The following is a 26142-nucleotide window of genomic DNA, read 5'->3' as shown; positions in this document are numbered from 1 at the left end:
AAGTATATGAGACGGGTGCCACATATTCTGCGTGCGCTAAATGCCGAATGTGTTTTAGACAGAACTAATAATGCCAGGTCATACCTACCCGCAGGTACCAAAACTGTGAGTTTTGAAAGAGTTTTTCAGAACCTGAAACATATCCCGGCACTGGTTAAAAATACTTGCTGCAGATGAGACTTTTTCCCTATTACCTAGCGCACAGAATCGATAGCATAAACAGTGCACCCATAGGTCAGAGTGCATAAACACTCACCACCTCAATACGCGGTGCGCATATCATTCTTCAACCTCACACATACCCCGGACTTAATACATGCGCTTCCTCACCCTCAATACGCACAGCTGGTGCGAAATCCACCAGATTGCCAAGATCCGTACCCTCGCCAAGTTCATCATTGAACAGCAGGTGGACGTCGTTGCGTTGCAGGAAGTCAACCAGCTCACCTCCACCCCCGTGGTGAAGGAGCCCCTCAACTACCGCGGCGGCGCGGGCATTCCGGTCCGCGAAGATAACTACGCCCTGCTGCTCGTGCAGGCGCTCAACGAAATGGGTGCCACTTACGAGTGGACCCTCACCGAAACCCACATCGGCTGGGACCGTTACGACGAATGCGTAGCTATCCTCTCGCGCCTGCCGATTCGCGGCATCAAGCCCATCAATATGTCCCCCGGCTACGGCTACCACCAGGTACAGCGCCGCGCCGCCCAGGCAGCACTCATTGAGACCCCCTCCGGTCCTTTCTGGTGCGCCACCACCCACATGTCCTGGTGGGACTTCGACGGCGAACCCCTCTTCGCGCAGGAATACGAACACCTCTCGCAGGAGCTTGCCGAGTGCGCCCGCACCGCCCCGGTACTGCTCGGCGGCGACTTCAACTCCGCAGCACACCTGAGCGATGAAGGCTACGCGCTGGTCACCTCCAGCGGCATGATTGATACCCGCTCCCTAGCGGAGCACACCGACGGCGAGAACACCGTCCACCGCGAAATTGCCGGCTGGGAAGGTAGCACGGATGCCAAGCGCATCGACTTCGTTTTCGCCGATCGCTTGCTCACGGTCAACTCGCACGCGGTGGTCTTCCGCGACAACTCCCCCGAGGCAATCTCCGACCACAGCGGCCTGCTGCTAGAGATTGACCCTGAAAGCTGGGCACCGGAGAGCATCCTCACGCCCCTCAACCAGCTGCCCTAAACAACCCAAGGCTTAACCACCCGCACCGCAGCAGGGCGAACCGCACAACACTCATCCATACCAAGGGAAGGAAGAACAATGACGACCCAGACCCAGTGGTGGCAGGAACCCGTTGTCTACCAGATCTACCCCCGTTCCTTCAATGACTCCAACGGCGACGGCATCGGCGACCTGCCCGGTATCACCGAGAAGATTCCGTACCTCGCCGACCTGGGTATTCAGGTGCTGTGGCTCTCCCCCATCTACGCGTCCCCGAACGACGACAACGGCTACGACATCTCCGACTACCGTGCCATCATGACCGAGTTCGGCACCATGGAAGACTTCGATGAGCTGCTCGAAACCGCGCACAAGCACGGCATCAAGCTCATGATGGACCTGGTCGTCAACCACACTTCCGACGAGCACGAATGGTTCAAGCAGGCACGCTCTTCCAAGGACAACCCCTACCGCGACTACTACATCTGGCGCGACCCCAAGGGCTTCGACGAGGACGGCAAGCCGATCCCGCCGAACAACTGGATTTCCTGCTTTAGCCCCTCCGTATGGGAGTGGGACGAGGCGACCGGCCAGTTCTACCTGCACTACTTCTCCATCAAGCAGCCCGACCTGAACTGGGAGAACCCGAAGGTCCGCGAAGAGGTCTACGACATCATGCGCTTCTGGCTGGACAAGGGCGTGGACGGCTTCCGCATGGACGTCATCAACCTGATTTCCAAGGACCTCTCCTTCCCCGAGGACCCCGCAGTTCTGGCTGGCGGCCTCGACAACTCCCTGGCTGTCGCCGCTAACGGCCCGCGCGTGCATGAGTTCCTGCAGGAGATGAACCGCGAGGTCCTCAGCAAGTACCCGGTCATGACTGTGGGCGAAACCCCCTGCGTGACCGTGGACGACGCCGCTCTCTACACCGGCTTCGACCGCAACGAGCTGCAGATGGTGTTCCAGTTCGAGCACATGGATGTGGACGCCTCCGAGGGTGGCGTGACCGGCAAGTGGTCCGACCGCCGCTTCAACCTGGTCGACCTCAAGAAGGTCCTTACCCACTGGCAGGAAGGCCTGCACGGCCGCGGCTGGAACTCCCTGTACTGGAACAACCACGACCAGCCGCGCACCGTCTCCCGCTTCGGTAACGACTCCCCCGAGTACCGCACCGTCAGCGCCAAGATGCTGGGCACCGTACTGCACCTGATGCAGGGCACCCCCTACATCTACCAGGGTGAAGAGCTGGGCATGACCAACGTCTTCTTCGACGACGTCAAGGACTACAACGACCTGGAAATTCACGACTCCTGGCGCAAGTACGTTGAAGAGTCGGGCCGCGTCTCCGCCGAGGACATGCTGCGCTACATCAGCGCCTCCGGCCGCGACAACGCACGCACCCCCATGCAGTGGACCGCTGGCGAGAACGCAGGCTTCACCTCCGGCACCCCGTGGCTGAAGCTGAACCCGCGCTACACCGAAATCAACGCAGAAGCAGAGCTCGCAGACCCGGATTCCGTGTTCTACCACTACCGCGATCTGATTAGCCTGCGCCGCGAGCACCCGATCGTCCTGACCGGCGAGTACCGCCTCCTGGATGAAGAGGACGAGCAGGTCTACGCCTACCTACGCGTGAACTCCGATGAGGATGCCGCCGCAACCGGCGAGCGCGCTCTGCTGGTCGTCGCGAACTTTACCGATGACACCGTTCAGCTGAACTACGCGGGCGGCAACCTGGATTCGGTGGTGTTGACCAACTCGCAGGCTCTCTCCCCGACTGAGCTGAAGGCTATCGAGAACACCCCGAAGCTGATTAGCTCGAACTACCGCGATGAGAACCGCGAGTTCACCGACGAGGGCACCCTGCTGCGCCCCTACGAGGCGAAGGTTTACCTCTTCGGCAACGCTAAGTAGGCACGCCCCAAAAATGTAATGCGCGAGGGGGATTCGGCACAGACATTCCGGTCCCCCTCGCCCTATACTTCAATCACAGACACCTTTTTCCTCTTCGGCGTAACCCGCCGGTACAGAAAGGCAATTATGAGCAACTCCGAGGCATACGAGGTTCCCTCCTACGAGGGCCGCCAGTGGTGGAAGGAAGCCGTGGTGTACCAGGTGTACCCCCGCTCTTTCAACGACGCAAACGGCGACGGCATCGGTGACCTGAAGGGTATCACCGAGAAGCTGCCCTACCTGGCTAAGCTGGGCATCAACGTCATCTGGCTCTCCCCCGTGTTCGACTCGCCGAACGTGGACAACGGCTACGACATCTCTGACTACTTCGCCATCATGAGTGACTTCGGCACCATGGAAGACTTCGACGAGATGCTTGAGACCGCCCACAAGCACGGCATCAAGATCCTCATGGACCTGGTCGCAAACCACACCTCCGACCAGCACCCCTGGTTCAAGGAGTCCCGCTCCTCCAAGGACAACCCCTACCGCGACTACTACATCTGGAAGGACCCGAAGGGCTTCGACGAGGACGGCAACCCGATTCCTCCGAACAACTGGGCGTCCGAGTTCGGTGGCCCGGCGTGGGAGTGGGACGAGGCGACCGGCCAGTTCTACCTGCACATCTTCTTCAAGGAACAGCCCGACCTGAACTGGGAGAACGAGAAGGTTCGCGAGGACCTGTACTCCATGGTTCGCTGGTGGCTGGACAAGGGCGTTGACGGCTTCCGCCTGGACGCTATCAACATCATCTCCAAGCCCGAGGGCTTCCCGGATGACCCCTCCACCGACTTTGAGAAGCACACCTCCTCGATTCCGTTCGTCATCTCCAACGGCACCATGGTGCACCCGTGGATGAAGGAACTCACCCGCGAGACCTTCAGCCGCTACGACGTGATGACCGTGGGCGAGACCAGCGCAACCAGCCCCGAGGACGCTAAGCTGTGGGCTGGCTACCACACCGGTGAGCTGAACATGATCTTCCACTTCGATCACATGGGCGTGGACAACGACCCGAACGGCTCCCTGGGCGGTAAGTGGTCCTACGCACCGTACAAGCTGACCGAGCTCAAGCGCATCCTGAACGACTGGCAGACCACCCTGGAGGGTAACGCCTGGGGTTCGCTGTACTGGAACAACCACGACCAGCCGCGCGTTGTCTCCCGCTTCGGTAACGATTCGGATGAGTTCCGCACCCTGTCCGCTAAGCAGTTGGCGACCACTCTGCACTTCATGCAGGGCACCCCGTACATTTACCAGGGTGAAGAGCTGGGCATGACCAACGTGAAGTTCGATTCGATTGAGGATTACCGCGATGGTGACTCGATCCGCTTCTACGAGGACATGCACGTTGACCACAAGCGTCTGAGCCACGAAGAGGCGATGCAGGCGATTTACATTAAGGGCCGCGATAACGCTCGTACCCCGGTTCAGTGGGATGCCTCCGCTAACGGTGGTTTCAGCCCCGAGGGTGTGACCCCGTGGATTGCTGTGAACCCGAACTACCCGGCGATTAACGCTGAGGCTGTTCTGGCTGATGAGGATTCGATTTTCTACCACTACCAGCAGCTGGTGGCTCTGCGCCGCGGCAAGCTGAAGGACCTGATGGTTTACGCAGCCTTCGCTCCGGTGGATTCGGTTCAGCTTCCGCACAACGAGGATGAGGCTGTGTACGCGTACACCCGTACCGGTGGTGCGGATGGCAGCCCCGCGAACGAGTCTTTGCTTGTTGTTTCGAACTTCACTGCCGAGGAGCAGGAGCGTGACTTCGCGGTTCTGAATGAGGCTCGTGAGGCGGGCGCTCGTGTTGAGCTGGTGAGCTCGAACTACAAGGACGATGCGGGTTCGGCCCTGCGCCCCTACGAGGCGAAGGTGTACCACATCGTACGCTAAGCGCTGTAGCTCGTTGAGTGCTACCGCGTGCCGATAAGGTATTAGACAGCTGAAGGAGGGTTGGGCTTATGCCCCGCCCTCCTTCTGCTGTCTTTTTTGTTGTCTTCTTGGTGGTCCCGGCGTGCTTTCTTGGCTCTGTTTAGCTGGCGAATACGAGTTGCAGGATTGGCACGGCGAGCGCAATCATTCCCACGCTGACGACCGCCCCGGCGGCAATCACGGGGGCTGCGGTTCCTTCGTGCCGGTAGTGGGTTTCCAGGATGACGATGTTCGCGGCTGGCGGCAGGACCGCAAGGATGAATAGCACCTGCGGATGCGCCAGCAGCTGGTCGAAGTGCACGCCCGCCGCATCGTGTGCCCAGCGGGCGAACGCGAGCACGCCGACGCTGTAGACGCTCACGAGTACAGCGCGGAGGAGAGCCCATCCGGTAGCTCGGGTCAAATCGGTGCGGTGCAGTTTGGCGGCACCGAGCCACATGCCCAGAACGATCATTCCGATAAAGCTGAAAACCCAGGTCAGTACCCGGTAGAAGCCCGCCCCGTGCTGGCTCAGGAAGGGGCCGGCGGGTAGGCAGAGCAGACCCACTGCCACGGCGATAACGGGCGGGCTGGTACGCAGACCCCGCAGCACCGTGCGGAGGGTTCCGCCACGGCTCCTAGTGGCTCGTGTACCCGGTGCATTGCCCTCCCCTGCCTCGGCATCTGTCTTGAATCCACTGCGTAGTAGCGAGGTGCCCAGGATATTGCCCATGATGGAGTTGCCGATGTACGCGCCAATGTACACGCGCACGGCTTCTTCACCCCAGAATCCGGCAACCACGGGGATGCCGAAGAGTCCCGCGTTCAGGTAGACGAAGGCGAGCTTCTGCACGGGGTCGCCGGTGATGCGCCCGGCACAGAGCACGCCGAGGAGCATCAGCACCATGGTGGAGGCGGAGACAAAGAACAGTTCGGGGCGGCTGGTGGCGACGGTGTAGATGATGACGGCGGGGATAATCCAGCGGGTCAGCAGGGTTGAGGCGCCTTCTTTGAGGCGGGTGCTCCAGCGTTCGGGTAGCAGTAGCGCGAGCCCCAGACCTATGCCTAGGTAGATGAGTGGGAGGATAATTCCCATGCTCGTTCCTTTCGCTGTAGCTCTGCTGTTTTTCGCCGCGATGGGGTGTGTCTAATAACCCTACCCTGAACCTTCAGGTTGAGGTTGACTATTTTTTCTCTGTGGTTTTCGGTTTTTTCGCGTCATATTGCATCATATTCCGCTAAACCCTCGTTTTTTATGCGGTTCGCTTCTAGTCTTGAAATATAGAAAGAATATGTCCTCACCGTATTCTTTCAATCTATCGCCGACACTCATTTTCTCGCATCATTAGACGCGCTGTTGTTTCTTCTCATGCGAGGTTATACGCTCAGGAGCCCGCAATGCAGCAACCGTATCTTTCTTCTCCTCCCGAATCTGGAGGCGTCCCCCACCGCTCTGCAAAGAACCCCGCGAAGGCGCAGGGGCAGCACGCCGGTGTGCATATTCCGTGGCGCTCTTCTGCGGCTCCCTCAGCCTCGAATGTTTCGACCGTGGTAGCTGAACCTGTCGCCGTTGATAATGCGCCTGTAGCGCCTGTGAGCGGTCCTGAGCGTACGTTTAGGGTCCCGCACCCGGTGCTGAGTGCTATCTCATGGCTGATTGCGGCCGCGAGCGCTGCATGGCTTGTGATTCTGGGCGTCTCGTTGGCGTTGAATGTCGCTTCGGGCGTGAGTCACGATTCCGAGTTTATGATGCTGACCTACGGCGTGTATATGGCGTGCGCGTTTGGGTTCTGCTGTTTTGGCACGTTTTTTGCTCTGCATTTTGGGTTGGGGTCGAGCGCTCATTGGCGTGATTCGATTCGTCACCCGCATCACCCGCACTAATAGGTTTATTTCTTGGTGTAGTTTTTTAGGGTATTTATTTGGAGTGCGTTTTTATTTAGACTCGCAGTTTAAATAAATAGACGATTTTTTATAAATTCAAAAATATCCGCCCAGAAATTTTCTACATGTTCTTACGCAAGAAGCCGCCCGGCGCATCCACAACAGGATGCACCGGGCGGCTTCTTCACGGGCTCTCAGCTACAAAGCTACGCAGCCCAAAGTAGGGATTACTCCCACAGGGATTATTACTCCCACTCAATAGTTCCCGGGGGCTTGGAGGTAACGTCCAGCACCACTCGGTTAACGTCCTTGACCTCGTTGGTAATACGGTTCGAGATCTTAGCCAGCAGGTCGTACGGCAGGCGCGACCAGTCAGCGGTCATTGCGTCTTCCGAAGAGACCGGGCGCAGAACAATCGGGTGGCCGTAGGTACGGCCGTCACCCTGAACGCCCACGGAGCGAACGCCAGCCAGCAGAACCACGGGGCACTGCCAGATGTGCTCGTCCTGACCGGCTGCGGTCAGCTCTTCACGCACGATAGCGTCAGCGGCACGCAGGGTCTCCAGGTTCTCGCGGTTAACCTCGCCGACAATGCGGATACCCAGGCCGGGGCCGGGGAACGGCTGACGTGCCACGATCTTCTCGGGAACGCCGAGCTCACGACCGATAGCGCGGACCTCGTCCTTGAACAGGGTGCGCAACGGCTCAACCAGTTCGAAGGTCAGGTCGTCGGGAAGGCCGCCCACGTTGTGGTGGCTCTTAATGTTTGCGGTGCCGTCGCCGCCGCCGGACTCGACAACGTCCGGGTACAGGGTGCCCTGAACCAGGAACTTGATGTCTGCGCCCTCTTCACCAGCTTCGGCAATCAGCTTGCGCTGTGCCTCTTCGAAGGAGCGGATGAACTCGCGGCCGATAGCCTTACGCTTCGCCTCAGGCTCGGTGATGCCCTCGAGTGCGGAGAGGAAACGCTCCGACTCGTCGATGGTGATGACCTTGATGCCCATGGACGCTGCGTAGTCCTGCTCGACCTGTTCACGCTCGCCCTCACGGAGCAGACCGTGGTCGATGAAGAAACAGGTGAGCTGGTCGCCAACAGCCTTGTGCACGAGTGCTGCCGCCACGGAGGAGTCAACGCCGCCGGAGAGCGCGCAAATAACGCGGTCGTTACCGACCTGCTCGCGGATCTTAGCGACCTGCTCCTCGATGATGTTGTTGGTGGACCAGGTGGGCTTCAGGCCTGCCACATTGTAGAGGAAGTTCTCCAGGGCGACCTGGCCGTAGTCGGAGTGCTTCACCTCGGGGTGCCACTGCACGCCGCCGAGCTTGCGGGACTCGTCCACGAATGCTGCCACGGATGCGCCGGGGGTCTTTGCCAGCACCTCGAAGCCTTCGGGGGCTTCGGTCACGGAGTCACCGTGAGACATCCACACGTTCTGGGTGGTGGGGGTGCCGGTCAGGAAGGAGGAGTTCTCAGCGCAGACCACAGCGTCAGTTGCGCCGTATTCGCGCAGACCGGTCTGGGCGACGGTGCCACCGAGGGTCTGGGCCATCACCTGGAAGCCGTAGCAAATACCGAAGATTGGCACGCCGGCTTCGAAGAGGGCCTTGTCACCCTTGGGTGCGCCATCGGCGTAGACCGAGGAGGGGCCACCGGAGAGCACGATGGCTGCCGGGTTCTTGGCGAGCATCTTCTCGGTGCTCATGGAGTGGGGGACGATTTCGGAGTAGATGCCGGCTTCACGCACGCGGCGAGCGATGAGCTGCGCGTACTGTGCACCGTAATCTACCACCAGGACGGGACGCTCTTCGAGCTGGTCCAGGTTCACAGAGTTGGTCACGAAAATTACCTCAACGTGTTGGTACTAATCCGCGCACTTGCGCGGGGATATATCTATTTTACGCTATCGCTGTACGCCGCCGACGGCACGTAGACACTCCCCCATTCTGGGGTGCCGCCACATGCCCTAACAGGGTAGAGCGCGCGTATAGAAAGCACCGCCCGGCGACCGGCAGACCAAAACCTGCCAACCGCCAAGCGGTGATTCATGAAGCTACATTAGCCGCGGTATGCGGGAACCACGGTCAGGTCCGCCTTCTGGAACTTCTTCAGGTCCAGGTAACCGCAGTTAGCCATTGCGCGCTTGAGCGCACCGACAATGTTGCTGGTGCCGTTCACGTGGTGCGAAGGACCGTACAGGACTTCCTCCAGGGAGCCGACAACACCCAGCGGGGTGCGTACGCCGCGCGGGAAGTCCAGCGAGTGCGCCTCGTTGCCCCAGTACCAACCCTGGCCGGGAGCCTCGGATGCGCGAGCCAGCGGAGCGCCCAGCATGACAGCGTCAGCGCCCAGTGCGAGCGCCTTCACCATGTCGCCGGAGCGGCCCAGGGAGCCGTCAGCGATCACGTGTACGTAGCGGCCGCCGGACTCGTCCAGGTAGTCCGAACGTGCCGCTGCGACGTCGGCGATAGCGGTTGCCATCGGTGCGGAGATGCCCAGGCCCTGGCGGGTGGTCTGTGCGGAGCCGCCGCCGAAGCCCACCAGCACACCGGCGGCACCGGTACGCATCAGGTGCTTAGCCTGCGAGTAGCCAGCCACGCCACCGACAATGACGGGAACGTCCAGCTCGTAGATGAACTTCTTCAGGTTCAGCGGCTCGTGAGAGGTCGAAATGTGCTCAGCAGAGACAGATGCACCGCGGATAACGAACAGCTCAACACCAGCCTTCACCACGGTCTCGTAGTGCTCCTGGGTGTTCTGCGGGCTCAGGGAGCCGGCAACAACCACGCCGGAGTCACGGATCTCTTCCAGGCGTGCAGTAATCAGCTCCGGCTTAATCGGCTCGGAGTAAATCTGCTGCATGCGGGTAGTTGCGGAGGCGGGGTCCGCCTCGGGCAGCTCAACAATCTCGTCGAGCAGCGGCTGCGGATCCTCGTAGCGGGTCCACAGGCCCTCGAGGTTCAGCACGCCCAGGCCGCCCAGCTTGCCCAGTGCGATGGCGGTCGCCGGGGACATGACCGAGTCCATGGGCGCACCAATGATGGGGGTGTCAAACTTGAAGGCATCAATCTGCCAGGAGGTGTCGACGTCGCGGCGGTCGCGGGTACGGCGGGTGGGCACCAGCGCCACGTCGTCCAGGGAGTAGGTGGGGCGGGCGTTCTTGGAGAGGCCAATCTGAATTTCAGACATGGGGTGAATCCTTTCGAATTCGGTTTGAGGGGTGCCGCTGGGCGTTATTCGCGCCGATGCCCGCCCCGATACCCGAGCGGGTATGGGGCGGGCTCAACGGCGCATGGTGTGCACGCCATGCGGCGAATCATCGTTAGTGATGCGTTTTAGCGGCGGTAGTTCGGTGCCTCAACGGTCATCATGATGTCGTGCGGGTGCGATTCCTTCAGACCTGCGGGGGTGATGCGCACGAACTGACCCTTGTACTTGAGCTCCTCGATGGTGCGGGAACCGACGTAGAACATGGTCTGGCGCAGGCCGCCTTCGAGCTGGTGAATCACTGCGGAGAGCGGGCCGCGGAAGGGAACCTGACCCTCAATACCCTCGGGAATCAGCTTCTCTTCGCTGGAGACGTCAGCCTGGAAGTAACGGTCCTTGGAGAAGGACTTGTGACGGCCGCGGGTCTGCATTGCGCCGAGCGAACCCATGCCGCGGTATGCCTTGTACTGCTTACCGTTCATGAAGATCAGCTCACCGGGAGACTCGGTGGTACCGGCCAGCAGGGAGCCGAGCATCACGGAGTCAGCGCCAGCAACCAGTGCCTTACCAATCTCGCCGGAGTGCTGCATACCGCCGTCAGCAATCAGCGGCACGCCTGCCGGGATTGCTGCCTTAGCGGACTCGTTGATAGCGGTCACCTGGGGAACACCAACACCGGCGATAATGCGGGTGGTGCAGATGGAGCCGGGACCAACGCCGACCTTCACGCCGTCAGCGCCAGCGTCAATGATTGCCTGTGCGCCCAGGCGGGTTGCAGCTTGGCCACCGATGACGTCCACGTGTGCTGCGGCGGGGTCCTTCTTCAGGCGGGCAATCATGTCGAGCACGCCCTGGGAGTGGCCGTTTGCGGTGTCCACGAACAGTGCGTCGACGCCTGCCTCGACCAGGGTCATTGCACGCTCGTAGCCGTCACCGAAGAAGCCGATAGCAGCGCCGGCACGCAGACGGCCGTCCTCGTCCTTGGTGGCGCGGGGGTACTGCTCGGTCTTGACGAAGTCCTTCAGGGTAATCAGACCGGCGAGCTTACCTGCGTCGTCGACCAGGGGCAGACGCTCAATCTTGTTGTGGGACAGCAGCGCGAATGCTTCGTCCTTGGTGACGCCGGGGTGCGCGGTGACCAGCGGCATGGGGGTCATGATGTCGCGGACGCGAATGCCCTCGTAGTCGGAGCGGGAGATGTAGCGGATATCGCGGTTGGTGATGATACCTTCCAGCACGCCCTCTTCGCTGACGACGGGCAGACCGGAGACCTTGTAGTAGCCGCAGACCTCGTCGTATTCGGCGATGGTTGCGTCAGCACCGATGGTGACGGGGTTGATAATCATGCCGGACTCGGAGCGCTTCACGCGGTCCACGTGTGCAGCCTGGTCCTCGATGGAGAGGTTGCGGTGGATAACGCCCATACCGCCCAGACGTGCCATAGCGATTGCCATAGCGGAGTCGGTCACGGTGTCCATTGCCGCGGAAATAATGGGGGTGTTCAGGGTGATGCGCTTGGACAGGCGGGTGGAGGTGTCCGCATCGGAGGGGATGACGTCGGTGTTGCCGGGCAACAGCAACACGTCATCGTAGGTCAGGCCGGTGAAGCCGAAGGGATCCTCGGACAGAGCGGTGGGAATGGTCATTGTCTACCTTTCGGATGCTGGCTTCATCGGTGAGAAGCTCAGCCTATACGTTGCGTATGTCAAGATGCGGTACGACCCGTCTGCTCGCACCCCACAAGGTGGTTTGAGCGCAAACGGGAACAGCTTACCTTCTATAGTAAACCGCTAAAGGTTTCTTTGCTGAGAAGCACTCATAGTAAGCGCCCCTCAGCGGGAGGCTGTCGGCAGGTTCTAACGTCCCCACGAACGCGAGCGCATCCGAGCCTACCGACAGCGAGTGCCCGGTACCGCCTCCATGGTGGAGGGGCGGCACCGGGCACACACACTATTTAGTCTTCTTCAGTTTCTTCGGGCTTCTCAACCACCAGGGTCTCGGTGGTCAGCACCAGAGCCGCGATGGAGGAAGCGTTCTGCAGAGCCGAACGGGTCACCTTCACCGGGTCGATCACGCCGGCTTCGATGAGGTCCACGTACTCGCCGGTCTTGGCGTTGAAGCCGTGCCCCACGGGCAGTTCGGAGACCTTGGAGACGATGACGTAGCCGTCCTCGCCAGCGTTCTCAGCGATCCAGCGCAGCGGCTGGACCAGGGCGCGGCGAACAATCTGCACACCCACGTTTGCGTCGTGGTTGCCCAGGTCCAGGCCGTCCAGTGCCTTCAGCGCGTGAACCAGTGCGGAACCGCCGCCGGAGACAATACCCTCTTCCAGAGCTGCACGGGTGGAGGACACAGCATCCTCGATGCGGTGCTTGCGCTCCTTGGCCTCAACCTCGGTTGCGGCGCCGACCTTGATGACGCCCACGCCGCCGGCAAGCTTAGCCAGGCGCTCCTTGAGCTTCTCGCGGTCCCATTCGGAATCCACGCGCTCAATTTCGCGGCGAAGCTGCTGCACGCGGTCCTCGATTGCCTCGGGGTCGCCGCCGCCGTCCACGATAGTGGTGTGGGACTTGGTGACGGTCACGCGGCGTGCCGAGCCCAGGTGCTCCAGGGTGACCTGCGGCAGGTCAATGCCGAGCTCGCCAGTCACGACGGTACCGCCGGTCAGGATTGCCAGGTCCTGCATGATTGCCTTGCGGCGGTCACCGAAACCGGGAGCCTTCAGAGCAACCACGTTGATGGTGCCGCGCAGCTTGTTCACGACCAGGGCGGAGAGCGCCTCGCCGTCAACGTCTTCTGCGATGATGGTCAGCGGCTTCTTCGCCTGAACGATCTTCTCGAGCACGGGCATGATCTCTGCGATGGTGGAAATCTTGCCCTGGTAGAGCAGCACCAGGGTGTTCTCCAGCACTGCTTCGCCACGCTCAGCGTCGGTCACGAAGGAGGGCGAGAGGTAGCCCTTGTCGAACTGCATACCTTCGGTGATGTCCAGCTCAATCTCGGTGGAGGAGCCGTCTTCGATGGTGATGACGCCGTCCTGGCCGACCTTCTCGAAAGCGCGAGCCAGCAGCTCACCAATCTGCTCGGACTGCGCGGAGATAGCGGCAACGTGCGCCACCTCGGGGCCCTGCACGGGGCGTGCGTTCTCGAGCAGGCGTGCGGAGACAGCCTCCACAGCAGCCTCAATGCCGCGCTTGACGTCGGCGGGTGCTGCGCCGCTGGTGACGTTGCGCAGGCCCTCGTTGACCAGTGCCTGTGCGAGCACGGTTGCGGTGGTGGTACCGTCACCGGCTACGTCGTTGGTCTTGGTGGCGACTTCCTTCGCCAGCTGGGCGCCCAGGTTCTCGTACGGGTCGTCCAGTTCAATTTCGCGGGCGATGGACACGCCGTCGTTGGTGATGACGGGTGCACCCCACTGCTTGTCGAGCACAACGTTGCGCCCGCGCGGTCCGAGGGTTACCTTGACCGCGTTTGCCAGCTTATCGACGCCAGCCTGCAGGGACTTGCGGGCGGCATCGTTGAATTCAAGCTGCTTAGCCATGTGTTCGCTACTCCTAGTGCGTCACAGAAAGAAAAATGAGGGGCAGATGATAGCTCATGCGCCGCACCGGATGAACGGTACGGCGCATGAGTATTCGAAGTAATTAGTCGACGATTGCCAGAACGTCGCGTGCGGAGAGAATCAGGTACTCTTCGCCCTGGTACTTGACCTCGGTGCCACCGTAGCGGGAGAACACGACAACGTCGCCTTCCTTGATGTCTACGGGGATGCGGTTGCCCTTCTCATCCACGCGGCCCGGACCAACGGCGACAACGCGTGCTTCCTGCGGCTTTTCCTTCGCAGTTTCGGGGATGACCAGACCGGATGCGGTGGTCTGCTCAGCCTGTTCGATCTTGATAACGACGCGGTCTTCCAGCGGCTTGATGGCCATAATCGGTTCCTCCGGATTGTGGATTGACGTTTGATGCGAGACAGCGGCGCAGTGGCGCGCCCAAGGTACTGTCTCGAGTGCTACCTCAACTCTAATTTCACCTGCGCTTTCGGTCAAGAAAAGCGGCGCTCTGCCGGGGCGTTTCACCGCAAGGCGAACGCTGAGCAAAAAGCGGGGCGACGCGGGGGCTTCTGCGGGGTTCCGACAGGCATACCCGGGACACGCCTGTGGCATGCCACCCCGTAAAATGAGGAGCATGCCTACCTCCCCTTTTACTCCCGCCACTGAGCTACCGTTCAGCTCCGAAGCGCTCGCGGCAGCCGATGAGCTCTACCCGCTGGGCTCCGACACCCTCGGCGCCGTCACCTCCCTGCGTTCACGCGGGTTCAGCCCCGAGGACTCCTCTGCCATCATCTCCCTGGCGCAGGCTCGCACCCGTGCGCGTGCCAAGTTCGGCGAGCGCGCCCGATCCCTCATGCTCACTCAGGAGGCGGCGGAGCAGGCAACCCGCCCGGTGATTGCACACTACCGCACCGACCGCCTCGCGCGGGTTCCGGGTCTCGTGGCCGACCTAGGGTGCGGTATCGCGTCGGATTCTGCCGTCTACGCCGCGGCTCGCGGTTCCGTCGTGGCGGTGGAGCTCGATCCGCTGACCGCCTCGTTCGCCGCGGCAAACCTGGCGTTCTGCCCGCGGGCACGTGTGTACTCGGGCGATGTCACCGCCTACGACCCCGCCAGCGGTGCGGGCTCGGAGGCTCCCCTCACCGATGGCGCGGGCGCCTCCCCCGCCATTCTGTGGTTGGACCCGGCCCGCCGTGAGCTGCGAGGGGCCAGGAAGGCGCAGACGGAGCGCCTCTTCGACCCGGAGGCGTTTTCGCCCCCATTCTCGTTCGTGCTGAATCTGGCGCGCACCGGCATGCCGATGGGTGTGAAGCTGGGGCCCGGTTTTCCGCACGAGGGTATCCCCTCCCCCGAGGACATCGCCTCGGAGGCGAACCCCGCCCCGCGCGTTGAAGCGGAGTGGATCCAGTCGGAGGGTTCCCTCGCCGAGCTCGTCCTCTGGTTTAATACGCTGGCCCAGGAGGGCGTGGCCCGCACCGCAACCTCGGTGCGCGAGCTGTCGGCCGATACGGCATCGCCCGCGACCGAGGCGACCGGCAAGGTTGCCGACCTATTGCCGCCCTACGAGGCGGTGAGCTTCCGCAGCGCCCTCACGGCGGCCGAGGCCGAGCGGAGCGTGGAGGTTCCGGTATCCCTGCCGCAGCCGGGTGAGTACCTGCTGGAGCCCGCCCCCGCGATTGTGCGCTCGCACCTGGTCGCGGAGTTTGCGCAGAGTATTGGCGCGCAGCTACTGGACGAGCACCTGGCCTATCTATGCTCAACCGAGCCGGTGGAGCATCCGCTGGTCACCTGCTACGAGGTGCTGGAGGAGATTCCCCTGCAGGAGAAGCAGTTGAAGCGATGGGTGCGCGAGCAGGGTTTTACCGCGCTGACGGTTAAGAAGCGCGGCGTGGATATTGTTCCCGAGCAGCTGCGTGCGCGTCTACTGGGTTCGGCGGGCTCTAAGCCTGCCAAGAAGAAACAGAAAAAGAACGCTAATTCTTCTGGTGGCGCGCAGGAGTCCTCGTACCGCCCGGCAACGCTGGTCTTCACGCGCATCGGCGCGGGCAGAGATTCCCGCCGCGTCGGCTGGCACGTGCGTCCGCTCTAGCCTCGTCCAACCCCGACTGCCCAGTACCGTACTCGGTTACCGTTCGTGACGATTCGTTACGGTACCGGTTCCGGATTCTGCGCTCGACAGGGCGTTGAGCACCGGCAGACCGTACACTAGATACGGTGCCTAATAAAGATACGGGGCCTGATAAAGACATGCTGCCCAGTAGAGGTACTCCCCCGCGGAGTAGGCTCTCACCAGCTAGTCCCCTGCCCGGCAGATCTCACCGATAGCAAACTTCCGTAGTCGGCACTGTGCACGACACTATTTCCAGACGCAGGAAAGGTCCTATGATCGACTTTGCTTCCTCCCCTCAGTCCACCCTCGGCGTGGAATGGGAGATTGCACTCATCGACCGTGAAAGCGGCGAACTGACCCAGCGCGCCGCCGAGGTGCTCGGCATCCTGCGCGAGCGCCGCCCCGAACTGCTGGAGCCCGCCTCCGACCGGGCACACGTGACCGGGGAATTCCTGGAGAACACCGTCGAGGTGGTGACCGGCATCTGCCGCACCGTCGCTGAGGCGTGCCGCCAGCTGCAGGAGTTGACCGACACCATTCGCGAGATTACCGACGGGCTGGGTATCGAGTTCTACCCGGCGGGCACGCACCCGTTCTCCCGCTGGTCCGAGCAGCCCGTCGTGGCCAAAGAACGCTATCGGCGCGTCGTGGAGCGCGCCCAGTATTGGGGCCGCCACATGGTTATCTACGGCGTGCACGTGCACGTGGGTGTGGATTCTCGCGATAAGGTTCTGCCGCTCGTTGACGCGCTCACCAACTACGGGCCGCACCTGCTGGCGCTCTCCTGCTCCTCCCCATACTGGGAGGGCATCGACACCGGTTACGCCTCGCACCGCACCCAGCTCTACCAGCAGCTGCCGACCAACGGCCTGCCCTTCCACTTCGACACCTGGGAGCAGTACAGCGAGTACCTGGATTCACTGGTGGCGACCGACGTGATTAACGACCCGAGTGAGGACCGCTGGGATGTGCGCCCGGTTCCGCGCTACGGCACCATCGAGATGCGCTATTGCGACGGCCTGGCCTCCCTGCCGGATGTTGCCGCGGTTGTGGCGTTCACCCAGTGCCTGGTGGAGTACTTCTCCCGCCGCATTGAGGCCGGCGACAAGCCCGAGGTGCTGGCCCCCTGGCACGCGCAGGAGAATAAGTGGCGCGTTGCCCGCTACGGCCTGGACGCAAAGATCGTGGTTTCCAACGCGCCGGAGCAGCGCACCTTGCGCGAGGACTTTGAACTGCTGCTGCCCGAGCTGGAGCCGGTGGCCCGCGATCTGGACTGCGAGGTGGAGCTGGCACAGGTGCGCCGCATCCTTGCGGAAGGTACGGGAGCCGACCGCCAGCGTGCAGTGTTCGAGCGCACCGGCTCGATGCGTGAGGTGGCACTAGACGTTGCCGCGCAGTCTCGTGCGCGAGCGCTGCGATAACCCCTCGCGGGAAGAAAACTTAGGTACGTAAAATGCCTCGGCGCAGTCATCATGAGACTGTGCCGAGGCATTTCTACGAGCTTTTTTAGAAGCAGGCAGTTTAGAAGCAGACGGTGGTCACCGGCAGCGAGGAGTCCGTCGTGAAGTCCACGCCCGAGGGCTCGCGGCCCGCGGCGGCCAGGCGGGCGCCCAGGGCGGCAACCATCGCGCCGTTGTCGGTGCACAGGGTGAACTTCGGAATGATTAGGCGCACACCCTCGGAGGCACATCGGGCGGCCAGCAGCTCGCGCAGACGCGAGTTTGCCGCCACGCCACCGCCGAGTAGCAGGGTCTTCATGCCCTGCTCGCGGCAGGCGAGCATCGCCTTCTTGGTGATGACGTCCACGACCGCTTCTTGGAAGGAGGCGGCAATATCAGCAACAGGGATCTCTTCACCGGCGGCTTCGAAGCTCTCAATCACGCGCGCCACTGCGGTCTTCAGGCCCGAGAAGGAGAAGTCGTAGCGATGCTCTCCGGGGTTCTCGGCGGTGCCCATGAACTTGCGGTTCGACAGGCCGCGCGGGAACACGAAGGCGTTGCGGTTACCTTGCGCGGCGGCGCGGTCGATGGCGGGTCCGCCCGGGTAATCCAAGCCGAGCAGTCGGGCGACCTTGTCGTAGGCCTCACCTGCGGCGTCGTCGAGGGTCGCGCCGAGCAGGCGCACATCGGAGGTAATGTCGCGCACCTGCAGGATTTCGGTGTGACCACCAGAAACCAGCAGCGCACCCAGGCCGCCGGAGCCAGCGTTCGCCAGCAGGTCGGAGCCGTCCTCGGTGCCGTTGTCCTCGAGCAGGCCAACGCCAACGTGGGCGACCAAGTGGTTAATGCCGTAGAGGGGCTTGCCGGTGGCAATAGCGAGCGCCTTCGCCGCGGAGACGCCCACCATGAGCGCACCAGCCAGGCCGGGGCCGGCGGTGACGGCGATAGCGTCTACCTCGTCGAGGGTGATATCCGCTTCGGCGAGTGCCGCCTTGAGGGCGGGAATCATGGCGTCCAGGTGGGCGCGGGAGGCGATTTCGGGGATCACGCCGCCAAAGCGTACGTGCTCTTCCATGGAGGAGGAGATGGTGTTGCTGAGCAGCTGTGCACCGCGCACAATGCCGATACCGGTCTCATCGCAGGAGGATTCGATGCCCAGAACGAGGGGTTCGCGAGTGCTCATAGTTCGTCTTTCTGTTGCGCTGTCTGCGCGTAGTGCTTCTTGATGCTGTGGTGTAAAGGTGATGTGGCGGAAAGGTGCCAAGTATTACTGGGAGTGATGCACCGTTTAGCTCAACAGGCTATTTAGAACGTGCATTCCATAATGATGGCGTCGGTTCCGTCATCGTAGTAGCCGCGGCGTACGTGAATCGCACGGTAGCCGTTGCGTTCGTAGAGGCGCTGGGCGCGCGGGTTGTCGGCACGCACCTCCAGCAGGATGCGCTCGGCACCCAGCTCGCGGGCACGCTCGTGCATCTGCTCGAGCATGGCTCGGCCGAAGCCGTGGCCCTCGTACTCGGGAAGCACGCCGATGGTCTGAACATCGGCGGTGTCGGCTACGACCATGGTTCCGCAGTAGCCGATGGCGCGCCAGCTACCCTCGTCGCTTTCCGGGTTCTCCCCCGGCACCTCAAGCATGTAGTAGGTGCGGGTCGGGTGGGTCAGCTCCTCAAGGAACATGTCGATGTGCCAGGCGTCGGCGGGGAACAGGGTGGTCTCCATGCGGTGCATTGCCTGCACGTCCGCGAGTTCGGCAACGCGCAGGCGGGCGCCCAGATTCAGGTCGTCTCGCACGATATTGTCGGTAGCGCTCATTTAGCTCTCCTTCTGCGCGGTAGCCTGTGTAGCTGCCTGTGCAGCCTGCTTCTGCTGGCGGGCGAGCATTGCGGCGGGGACCTTTGCGTCCGAGTCACGCAGGTACTGGGCGGAGGTGTCCTCGCTCAGGTTCTCTACGCCCAGGCGTGCCGCGGCGGCGACCAGGTACTCGGCGTGTGGGTGAACCTCGCGGGCGGAGTCGACGATGGTCCAGCCATGCTCTTCGAGAGTTTCGGCGTACAGGCCGGCACCGTAACCGTAGGCGTAGGAGGGGCTCCTACCGGGCAGAATTTCGGAGGCGGGGCATACGTTCGGGCCGTCCACCAGGGTGTAGCCTGCAGCCTCCACGCGGTAGCGTGCGGAGTAGACTTCGCGGCGGCGCGCGTCGGAGAGTACGAGCAGCTCGGCGCCTTCGGCAAGGTCAGCAGAAGCGAATGCTCGTTCTGCGTTCTCTTCCACTGCAGTGCCCTCGGCACTTTCAACGGCAGCCGCACCAGCCACAGCATGCTCAGCCAGTGCGGTCAGGCTCATCATGCCGTACACCGGCACCGACCAGGCAAAACCCAGGGCGCGCGCAGTAACGATACCGGCGCGAAGACCCGTAAAAGGTCCCGGGCCGGTACCGGTCAGAATCGCATCCAAATCTTCGCCGCGCACGCCGGCGTCCTGCAGGGCAGCCTGCGCGTAGGGGCCCATCACCTCGGCGTGGGAGCGGGTATCTTCACTCTCGTAGCGGGCGAGGATTTCGAAGGACGCGCCGGCTTCGGAGCCGTGCACACGGGCGAGCGCCACAGATGCGGTGGCGGATGAATCAAGGGCAAGTACTAGCACCCTATCATTCTAACGCGCGGGCTCTAGGCGCTCTGCAGGGCCTCTTTCAGGGCGTCGAAAGCGTGCTCCCAGCGGGGGCCGAAGGCTCGCACCCGCAGCAGGCGAGGCTCGGGGGTGTCCGCATCCTCGTCGCTTTCGTCATCTTCGTCGTCGTCCCAGCTGAATTCTTCGGCACCAGAGTAGGCGAAGCGTGCATCCGCGCCGGTCAGTCGGGTGAAGTCCAGTTCCAGACGGGAATCGCTCAGGTGCTCAGCCTTATCGCGGCCCCACTCGATGACGGTCACCGAGCGCGACAGGGAGAACTCCAGGTCCAAATCGTCGAGCTCTTCGGCGCTGGAGAGGCGGTAGGCGTCCACGTGCACCAGGTCGGGGCCGCCGGGTCGGGGACCGTCCGGCAGGTTCGGGTGCACGCGTGAGAGCACGAAGGTCGGTGAGATAACGCCCTCACGCACGCCCAGGCCTTCACCCAGGGAGCGGGTGAACGTGGTCTTACCCGCGCCGAGCTCACCCGAGAGGAGCAGTACATCCCCGGCGTTCAGGTGCTGTGCCAGGGCGAGCGCCAGGCGGCGGGTATGGTCGGGGCCGGTCACGTCCAGGTCGAGGGCGGCAGAAATGTACTCAGCGCTCATTAGCCCTCCTGTTCCTCGCCGGTGCCCCACAGCTCGTTCAGTTCAGCTTCAACCCAGGAGCCGCCGGTGTAGAGGCGCTCCACGCGAGGAGAAATGCGGGTCACGATTTCATAGTTAATGGTCTGCGCGGCTTCCGCCCACTCCTCTACGGGCGGGTTTTCGCCGGCACCAAAAAGGATGGCGGGGGCGCCCAGGTAGCCCAGGGCGGGGTCGCTCAGGCCGGGTTCGCCCAGGTCAACGACCATCTGGTCCATGGCGACGCGGCCAACCACACGGTAGGTCGTACCCTCCGCGTTATTGGGTACGGCGCCGCTCTCCGCATTCTGCGCACCGGGGTAGATGCGCACCGGCGCGTTCTCCGCGATGCGCGGCACGCCGTCAGCGTAGCCGAGAGGCACCAGAGCCAGGGTGGTCGGCTTTTCGGTGTGGTAGCGCAGACCGTAGGAAACACCCTGACCTGCGGGAACTTCCTTCACGGCGGCAATGTAGCTACTCACCGTCATGACGGGCTTCAAACCCAAGTCTTCAGACGTAACACCCGGCAGCGGAGAGAGACCGTACAGAGCGAGGCCGCAACGCACACCGTCACCGAGCAGACGCTCCTCCGTATCCCAACCTTCCAGGGAGGCGGTCAGGGTCGCCGGCGAGTTCGCCAGGTGCACAATCTTCGGGTCCAGGCCAGCCTCGCGTGCCTGGGCCACAAACGTATCCAGGGTATTGAGCTGCTGTGCAGTCTCGGCGCGGGTCGGCTCATCAGCAACCGCCAGGTGGCTGAAAATACCCTCAACCGTAATCAGACCGGCATCCTCCAGGGAGGCGGCGCGAGCCACCAGCGCGGGCCAATCCGCCGCGGTGGCGCCGTTACGACCCAGACCGGTATCAGCCTTCAGATGCACGATAGCGCGCTCGCCGGTGCGTTCAGCGGCGGCGGCTACCGCCTCCAGGTCCCAGCCGGAAACGCCCAGACGAATCTTCTCCTGCAGTGCCGCATCAAAGTCGGTGGAGGGGGTGTGCAGCCACGCCATGAGCGGCGCATCAATACCGTCAGCGCGCAGTTCCAGCGCCTCGTTCACGTGCACCACGCCCAGCAGGTCGGCACCGGCGGCAATAGCCGAACGTGCCACCGGGTATGCGCCGTGACCGTACGCATCCGCCTTAATCACGGCAATGAGCATGCGGTCACCAATGAGCTCCTTGAGGCGGCGCACGTTATGTTCCAGCGCGTCAAGATCAATCGTGGCGCTACGTTCCACCTGGCCGGGAGTGCAGGGCGGGCAGTAGAGCGGTTCGGCAGGCTGCTGAGGGTGAGTCATGGTCCTTCGTTTCTGACGGGCGGGTACTACAGGCTGTACTTGAGCAGCCTCTCTTCTACTAAATTCTAGACCTCCCGCTGTGCGAAAGTCCTGTCGCGCTACACTAGGTCAGGTACCCCTTTAGAGAGGAAAGCATCGATGAGCACTCTGCCGCCGGTTCGGACGGTTCACGTGTATTCCATGCACACCGACCCTTTTGCGCAGCCCGGTAGCGGAGATGCAGGCGGCATGAACGTCTATATTGCCCGGTCGGTGCATGCCATGCTGGAGCTGGATCCCGAGCTACGGGTTGAGGTTTTCACCCTGGACCGCGGTGAGGCGCTTCCGGCTGACTCGCCGTTCCGTCAGCCACCTCAGCCCGGCGAGCGCCTTGTGCGCCACAGCCTTGATCTTCCTTCCGCCCGTGGTCTTTCTAAGAATGAGCTGGCTGCGGTCACCGATGATTTTGCGCGGGCGTGCGTGGAGCAGGCACTGTACACCCCGGATATTATCCACGCCCACTATTGGCTGTCTGGCCAGGCTGCGGCTCGCGCGTCCCAACTGTGGTCGGCTCAGGGCGTTGGCTTCCCGGTCCCCGTTCTTTTCACTCCGCATACGACGGCTGCCGCTAAGGATGCGCGCCGCGGCGAAGGTGAAGCACCCGAGCCTGAGGAACGATACCGCGCCGAGCGCCTCATGAGTAGCTCCGCGAGCCGGGTGATTGTGAATACTCCCCTGGAGGCGCAGCAGATGGGCGAGTACTACGGTACGGACGCGCAGAAGCTTGCCATTATCCCCCCGGGTGTTGACACCTCGATTTTCCATACGATTCCTGGCGTGCATCCGCTCAATGACACCTCGGAGACTCGTTGCCGCATTGTGTTTGCCGGTAGGCCTCAGCCGTTGAAGGGCCCACATCTGCTGGTGGAGGCGCTCGCGCTACTCCCCTCCGATCTGCAGGTGGACGTGGATATTATTGGTCGTTCCGATTCGGATTATGAGCGCCGCCTCCTGGAGCGCGCCGCTGAACTGGGTGTGGCAGATCGGGTGCATTTGAAGGCCCCGGTTCCTGCGTCTGAGCTGGCGAATATTTTCCGTGCCGCCGATATTGTGGCGTCCCCATCGTCGTCTGAGACCTTCGGCCTGGTGGCGTTGGAGGCGCAGGCGTGCGGCACAGCAGTACTCGCTACGGATGCTGACGGTCTGCGCTATGCGGTGGAGAACCACCGTACGGGCCTGCTGGTAGCGCCTCGTACTCCGGAGCGTTGGGCGGCGGCTATTGAACGCCTGGTCCGCGCGCCGTATCTGCGCCATTCGTTGGGCGCAAACGCCGCGGCGCGTGCCCGCACGATGGGTTGGGACCAGACGGCGCGTAAGACCCTAGAAGCTTATGCCGAGGTACGTGAAGGTATCTCGCAGTAATGTATTTTTCACGTCATGAGGAGTTTTAATGTCTTTCTCCATGAGCCGCGATGAGTTCGCCGCGTACCTGGATTCTGTGCGTATTACCGGCGAGGTGGCGACCGCCCGAGAGAATAACCTGGACCATATTCAGGGTTTCCTGGATGGTAATGAGCACCTTGAGTTTGGTGTGCAGTGGACCCGCGAGTGGGATTACGATTCGGTGTTTGAGGTGATGGTTCGCCGCGCGGGTCTGAACCCGGATCGTTCGCATACTCACGGTCAGGACACTATTGGTGCCAAGCAGTGCATCAGCGCCCTGGAGGAGTACGCCCGTATCTTTGGTGAGACGGTACGCGCCGGTTCCCGCATTCTGTTTGCGACCGGTCACCCGGCGGGCCTGTTCCCCATTTACGCGGTGATGGCTGCGGCAGCGAAGGCTGCGGGTGCCGAGGTTCTTCAGATTGAGGAGGGCGAGCGTTTCCTCGACGGTGACGTCCGCCAGATTATGGATGTCGTGATGTTTGAGCAGTACGGCAACCTGCAGCATACGCATTTCCCCGGCCCGATGCGCATCGCTTTGGATCAGCTGGAGGCGCGCGGCGTGACCCCGGATCTGGTGGTTTCGGATCACGGTATGGGTGGTTATGCGGCGTCTACTCGTAAGCTGCTGACGATTGGCATTGCGGATTGTAATGATCCGGGTCTGTTTGTTGCGGCTGAGCAGGGAGATTTGCCGGTGTGTGTGCCGATGGATGATAACGTTCCGCCGCGTCGCTATGAACCGATGATTGATTTCATTTTGGATCGTGCGGGGCTTGAGCGCCCTTAATGTCCCTTTTACGCCGTGTGCGTAGGGCTTGTTATTGAGCCTCCGGGGTTTGTCTTTTTATATGCCGGTTATTGTTTTTCTGCAGATGCGTGAAACATACCGGTAGTTTTGGGAGTTTCTTAGCTCCACTAGGCATTCTTCCCGGAGGCTCTTATTCTCTTCTTTTTCTGTGATTGATTTCATCACACCGGAGCGACTTTGCCTCTTCATTCTTCGAGACGGAAGACCCCCGACCCCGTAGAATAGTTTACGGAACACGTTTATGCGCTCAGCGGGCTCATATAACGCTCCACTAGGCGTCTTACCAGCGCCTTTGCCGTAGTCTCTGCCATTATTCACTCAGCAAGATTAAGGGTTCACTCATTCATCAGGACAAAGACTAGGACACGTCTCCCTTACACCGATAATTAGGGGTAAATGTGCCTATTCGCCGCTCTCAGTCCGCAATACAGGACAAATTTCCGGGGAAGATTACACCGTTGAAAGTACAAGATCGTCTTAAAAAAATGTGGGGTTCAGACTTCGTTATCAGGCGAAGCTGGCATCCCAAGGTTCAGCGCGCCCTTTACTTTGGCGATTTTTTCGCCATTGCTGTTGCGGTTGTCGCTGCGCATCTGATTCGTTTCGGGTGGGAAAATGCTGACCTGCCCTATGTGAACGTTTGGCCTATTAATGTTCTCGATGGCCGCGTACCCGCGATGGACTATATCTTCTTGGGTATTGGCCTGACCATTGGCTGGTGGTTTATTCTCCAGGTGAATGGCTCCCGTAGCCTGCGCATTATGGGTTTCGGTACTGAGGAGTACCGCCTCATTACTCGCGGCAGTACTTATTTCTTCTGTCTGCTGATTATTGTGGCGTTCTTCCTCAAGGTTGACGTCACTCGCATGTACCTGCTAATTGCTTACCCGCTGGGTCTGTTCTTCCTGCTGATGGAGCGTTGGGTTATTCGTCAGGGTCTGGTGCGTTCGCGTACTCGCGGTCGCGCGCTGACTCGCGTCATGATTATTTCTGATGTGACGACCGGTCAGCACCTGTATAAGAACTTGAAGGATGTGGTTGCATCCGGTCTGTCCCCCGCTGCGTTCTACCTGCCCGGTTTCACTCCCGGTACTACTGTTGCTGGTGCGCCGATTCCGGTGCTTGGTTACAGCACTTCTCCGGCTGACATTATGGAAGCTATCCGCGAGAACGATATTCACATGGTCGCTGTTACGAATGGCCACCATTTGAGCCCGGACCAGGTTCGTCTGCTGGGTTGGAAGCTGGCGGATGCGCATATTTCGCTGATTATGGCTCCGGCTACGACCGATATTGCTGGTCCGCGTATGCACATGCAGCCGCTGAACGGTCTGCCGCTGGTGCACGTGTCGACTCCGCGTATTACCGGTCTGTCGGCGTTCTTCAAGCGCGCCGTGGACGTTGTGTCCTCGGGTCTGGGTTTGATTCTGCTCTCTCCGCTGTTCCTGGTGGTTGCTCTGCTGGTTAAGCGTGATGGCGGCCCGGTCTTCTTCCTTCAGAACCGTGTGGGTCTGAACGGTGAGCTTTTCAAGATGGTGAAGTTCCGTTCGATGCGTACTGATGCTGAAGAGGTTAAGAAGCGCCTCATGGAGCAGAACGAGGGTAACGGCGTGCTCTTCAAGATGAAGGACGACCCGCGTATTACCCCCATCGGTAAGTTCATCCGTAAGTACTCGATTGATGAGCTGCCTCAGCTGTGGAACGTGTTCATTGGCGATATGTCGCTGGTGGGTCCGCGTCCTCCGCTGGTTGAGGAAGTTGAGCAGTACGAAGATATTGCGTACCGCCGCCTTCTGGTGAAGCCGGGTATTACCGGCCTGTGGCAGGTTTCGGGTCGTAGTGACCTCTCTTGGGAGGAGTCGGTTCGTCTGGATCTCTACTATGTTGAGAACTGGTCGCTTACCGGTGACTTCATTATTCTTCTGCGTACTGTCCGTGCGGTTTTCGCTAAGGAAGGCGCGTACTAAGAAGGATGGTGGGAGTTTCTCCCGCCGATGCGTATGCCGGTTTTTAGTGATGCTGTCCCGGCACAGGCAGCTCGGTATCGTGCATTGATGTAAACGCGTTGAAGGGGCGTGAATCCATTTCCGA

Annotated in this window: 20 protein-coding genes; 9 read left to right on the top strand and 11 right to left on the bottom strand. The window is 61.4% G+C overall.

Annotated elements, in window-relative coordinates; translation table 11 throughout:
• Positions 1–316: 316 nt before the first annotated feature.
• From QZ822_RS07855 to QZ822_RS07845, 3 genes are all read left to right on the top strand, one after another.
• Positions 317–1195 (top strand): endonuclease/exonuclease/phosphatase family protein, encoded by an 879-nt coding sequence (locus QZ822_RS07855; protein WP_294643801.1) that lies wholly within the window; start codon positions 317–319, stop codon positions 1193–1195.
• Positions 1196–1273: 78 nt separating this feature from the next.
• Positions 1274–3088 carry an alpha-glucosidase gene (locus QZ822_RS07850; protein ID WP_294643798.1) on the top strand — a complete coding sequence of 605 codons (1815 nt, stop codon included), beginning with the start codon at positions 1274–1276 and terminating at the stop codon, positions 3086–3088.
• Between the two features lie 126 nt (positions 3089–3214).
• Positions 3215–5020 carry an alpha-glucosidase gene (locus tag QZ822_RS07845; protein WP_294643796.1) on the top strand — a complete coding sequence of 602 codons (1806 nt, stop codon included), beginning with the start codon at positions 3215–3217 and terminating at the stop codon, positions 5018–5020.
• A 139-nt stretch (positions 5021–5159) separates the two neighbouring features.
• Here the strand turns inward: QZ822_RS07845 and QZ822_RS07840 are convergent, their stop codons facing one another.
• Entirely contained in the window at positions 5160–6134 is a 975-nt protein-coding gene (locus tag QZ822_RS07840; protein ID WP_294643795.1) for an AEC family transporter, read from the bottom strand.
• 302 nt (positions 6135–6436) lie between these two features.
• Here QZ822_RS07840 and QZ822_RS07835 point away from each other — a divergent pair, with 302 nt between their 5' ends.
• A complete protein-coding gene (locus QZ822_RS07835) occupies positions 6437–6922 on the top strand; it encodes a hypothetical protein (RefSeq protein WP_294643794.1) in 486 nt (161 codons plus the stop codon).
• 245 nt (positions 6923–7167) lie between these two features.
• On the opposite strand, the gene guaA is transcribed toward QZ822_RS07835, so the two are convergent.
• From guaA to groES, 5 genes are all read right to left on the bottom strand, one after another.
• Positions 7168–8760, bottom strand: coding sequence for a glutamine-hydrolyzing GMP synthase (guaA, locus tag QZ822_RS07830; protein ID WP_294643791.1), 1593 nt, complete (start codon positions 8758–8760; stop codon positions 7168–7170).
• Between the two features lie 218 nt (positions 8761–8978).
• On the bottom strand, positions 8979–10109 hold the full coding sequence (locus QZ822_RS07825; RefSeq protein WP_005505070.1) for a GuaB3 family IMP dehydrogenase-related protein: 1131 nt from the start codon (positions 10107–10109) through the stop codon (positions 8979–8981).
• 146 nt (positions 10110–10255) lie between these two features.
• On the bottom strand, positions 10256–11773 hold the full coding sequence (gene guaB, locus QZ822_RS07820; RefSeq protein WP_070690998.1) for an IMP dehydrogenase: 1518 nt from the start codon (positions 11771–11773) through the stop codon (positions 10256–10258).
• A gap of 308 nt (positions 11774–12081) precedes the next feature.
• Positions 12082–13668 carry a chaperonin GroEL gene (groL, locus tag QZ822_RS07815; RefSeq protein ID WP_294643788.1) on the bottom strand — a complete coding sequence of 529 codons (1587 nt, stop codon included), beginning with the start codon at positions 13666–13668 and terminating at the stop codon, positions 12082–12084.
• Between the two features lie 103 nt (positions 13669–13771).
• Complete coding sequence (gene groES / locus QZ822_RS07810; RefSeq protein WP_005505066.1) at positions 13772–14059, bottom strand: co-chaperone GroES; 288 nt, start codon at positions 14057–14059, stop codon at positions 13772–13774.
• Positions 14060–14315: 256 nt separating this feature from the next.
• Between groES and QZ822_RS07805 the strand changes: the two genes are divergently transcribed.
• Together QZ822_RS07805 and QZ822_RS07800 are read left to right on the top strand one after the other, a co-directional pair.
• A complete protein-coding gene (locus QZ822_RS07805; RefSeq protein ID WP_294643787.1) occupies positions 14316–15770 on the top strand; it encodes a class I SAM-dependent methyltransferase in 1455 nt (484 codons plus the stop codon).
• 293 nt (positions 15771–16063) lie between these two features.
• A complete protein-coding gene (locus tag QZ822_RS07800) occupies positions 16064–17212 on the top strand; it encodes a glutamate--cysteine ligase (protein WP_294643785.1) in 1149 nt (382 codons plus the stop codon).
• 100 nt (positions 17213–17312) lie between these two features.
• On the opposite strand, the gene tsaD is transcribed toward QZ822_RS07800, so the two are convergent.
• The 5 genes from tsaD to alr form a co-directional block, all read right to left on the bottom strand.
• Entirely contained in the window at positions 17313–18413 is a 1101-nt protein-coding gene (gene tsaD / locus QZ822_RS07795) for a tRNA (adenosine(37)-N6)-threonylcarbamoyltransferase complex transferase subunit TsaD (protein ID WP_294643783.1), read from the bottom strand.
• Positions 18414–18535: 122 nt separating this feature from the next.
• Positions 18536–19045 (bottom strand): ribosomal protein S18-alanine N-acetyltransferase, encoded by a 510-nt coding sequence (gene rimI / locus QZ822_RS07790; RefSeq protein WP_294643781.1) that lies wholly within the window; start codon positions 19043–19045, stop codon positions 18536–18538.
• Positions 19046–19876, bottom strand: a complete 831-nt coding sequence (gene tsaB / locus QZ822_RS07785; protein WP_294643779.1) for a tRNA (adenosine(37)-N6)-threonylcarbamoyltransferase complex dimerization subunit type 1 TsaB — start codon at positions 19874–19876, stop codon at positions 19046–19048.
• Positions 19877–19899: 23 nt separating this feature from the next.
• Positions 19900–20505, bottom strand: a complete 606-nt coding sequence (gene tsaE, locus QZ822_RS07780; protein WP_294643776.1) for a tRNA (adenosine(37)-N6)-threonylcarbamoyltransferase complex ATPase subunit type 1 TsaE — start codon at positions 20503–20505, stop codon at positions 19900–19902.
• Positions 20505–21818 carry an alanine racemase gene (gene alr, locus QZ822_RS07775; protein ID WP_294643774.1) on the bottom strand — a complete coding sequence of 438 codons (1314 nt, stop codon included), beginning with the start codon at positions 21816–21818 and terminating at the stop codon, positions 20505–20507. The genes tsaE and alr overlap by 1 nt, the downstream gene beginning before the upstream one ends.
• A gap of 138 nt (positions 21819–21956) precedes the next feature.
• Here alr and QZ822_RS07770 point away from each other — a divergent pair, with 138 nt between their 5' ends.
• The 3 genes from QZ822_RS07770 (at position 21957) to QZ822_RS07760 (ending at position 26018) form a co-directional block, all read left to right on the top strand.
• Positions 21957–23219 carry a glycosyltransferase gene (locus tag QZ822_RS07770; protein WP_294643772.1) on the top strand — a complete coding sequence of 421 codons (1263 nt, stop codon included), beginning with the start codon at positions 21957–21959 and terminating at the stop codon, positions 23217–23219.
• Between the two features lie 28 nt (positions 23220–23247).
• Positions 23248–24030 (top strand): phosphatase, encoded by a 783-nt coding sequence (locus QZ822_RS07765; protein ID WP_294643770.1) that lies wholly within the window; start codon positions 23248–23250, stop codon positions 24028–24030.
• A 506-nt stretch (positions 24031–24536) separates the two neighbouring features.
• Positions 24537–26018, top strand: a complete 1482-nt coding sequence (locus tag QZ822_RS07760) for a sugar transferase (RefSeq protein ID WP_294643769.1) — start codon at positions 24537–24539, stop codon at positions 26016–26018.
• Positions 26019–26142: the final 124 nt, after the last annotated feature.

The sequence above is a fragment of the uncultured Rothia sp. genome, assembly GCF_916715725.1.
Taxonomy (GTDB): Bacteria; Actinomycetota; Actinomycetes; order Actinomycetales; family Micrococcaceae; genus Rothia.
The sequence above is the reverse complement of the archived record's forward strand: the minus strand, read 5'-3'. Positions and strand labels throughout refer to the sequence as shown.

Bases quoted from the DNA above. Each gene is read 5' to 3' on its own strand.
- QZ822_RS07760 (WP_294643769.1), top strand. From the start codon at position 24,537: ATGTGGGGTTCAGACTTCGTTATCAGGCGAAGCTGGCATCCCAAGGTT.
- groES (WP_005505066.1), bottom strand. From the start codon at position 14,059: ATGGCCATCAAGCCGCTGGAAGACCGCGTCGTTATCAAGATCGAACAG.
- QZ822_RS07765 (WP_294643770.1), top strand. From the start codon at position 23,248: ATGTCTTTCTCCATGAGCCGCGATGAGTTCGCCGCGTACCTGGATTCT.
- QZ822_RS07835 (WP_294643794.1), top strand. From the start codon at position 6,437: ATGCAGCAACCGTATCTTTCTTCTCCTCCCGAATCTGGAGGCGTCCCC.
- tsaD (WP_294643783.1), bottom strand. From the start codon at position 18,413: ATGAGCACTCGCGAACCCCTCGTTCTGGGCATCGAATCCTCCTGCGAT.
- QZ822_RS07855 (WP_294643801.1), top strand. From the start codon at position 317: ATGCGCTTCCTCACCCTCAATACGCACAGCTGGTGCGAAATCCACCAG.
- alr (WP_294643774.1), bottom strand. From the start codon at position 21,818: ATGACTCACCCTCAGCAGCCTGCCGAACCGCTCTACTGCCCGCCCTGC.
- groL (WP_294643788.1), bottom strand. From the start codon at position 13,668: ATGGCTAAGCAGCTTGAATTCAACGATGCCGCCCGCAAGTCCCTGCAG.
- tsaE (WP_294643776.1), bottom strand. From the start codon at position 20,505: ATGAGCGCTGAGTACATTTCTGCCGCCCTCGACCTGGACGTGACCGGC.
- QZ822_RS07800 (WP_294643785.1), top strand. From the start codon at position 16,064: ATGATCGACTTTGCTTCCTCCCCTCAGTCCACCCTCGGCGTGGAATGG.
- guaB (WP_070690998.1), bottom strand. From the start codon at position 11,773: ATGACCATTCCCACCGCTCTGTCCGAGGATCCCTTCGGCTTCACCGGC.
- QZ822_RS07845 (WP_294643796.1), top strand. From the start codon at position 3,215: ATGAGCAACTCCGAGGCATACGAGGTTCCCTCCTACGAGGGCCGCCAG.
- QZ822_RS07840 (WP_294643795.1), bottom strand. From the start codon at position 6,134: ATGGGAATTATCCTCCCACTCATCTACCTAGGCATAGGTCTGGGGCTC.
- QZ822_RS07850 (WP_294643798.1), top strand. From the start codon at position 1,274: ATGACGACCCAGACCCAGTGGTGGCAGGAACCCGTTGTCTACCAGATC.
- QZ822_RS07770 (WP_294643772.1), top strand. From the start codon at position 21,957: ATGAGCACTCTGCCGCCGGTTCGGACGGTTCACGTGTATTCCATGCAC.
- QZ822_RS07825 (WP_005505070.1), bottom strand. From the start codon at position 10,109: ATGTCTGAAATTCAGATTGGCCTCTCCAAGAACGCCCGCCCCACCTAC.
- rimI (WP_294643781.1), bottom strand. From the start codon at position 19,045: ATGAGCGCTACCGACAATATCGTGCGAGACGACCTGAATCTGGGCGCC.
- QZ822_RS07805 (WP_294643787.1), top strand. From the start codon at position 14,316: ATGCCTACCTCCCCTTTTACTCCCGCCACTGAGCTACCGTTCAGCTCC.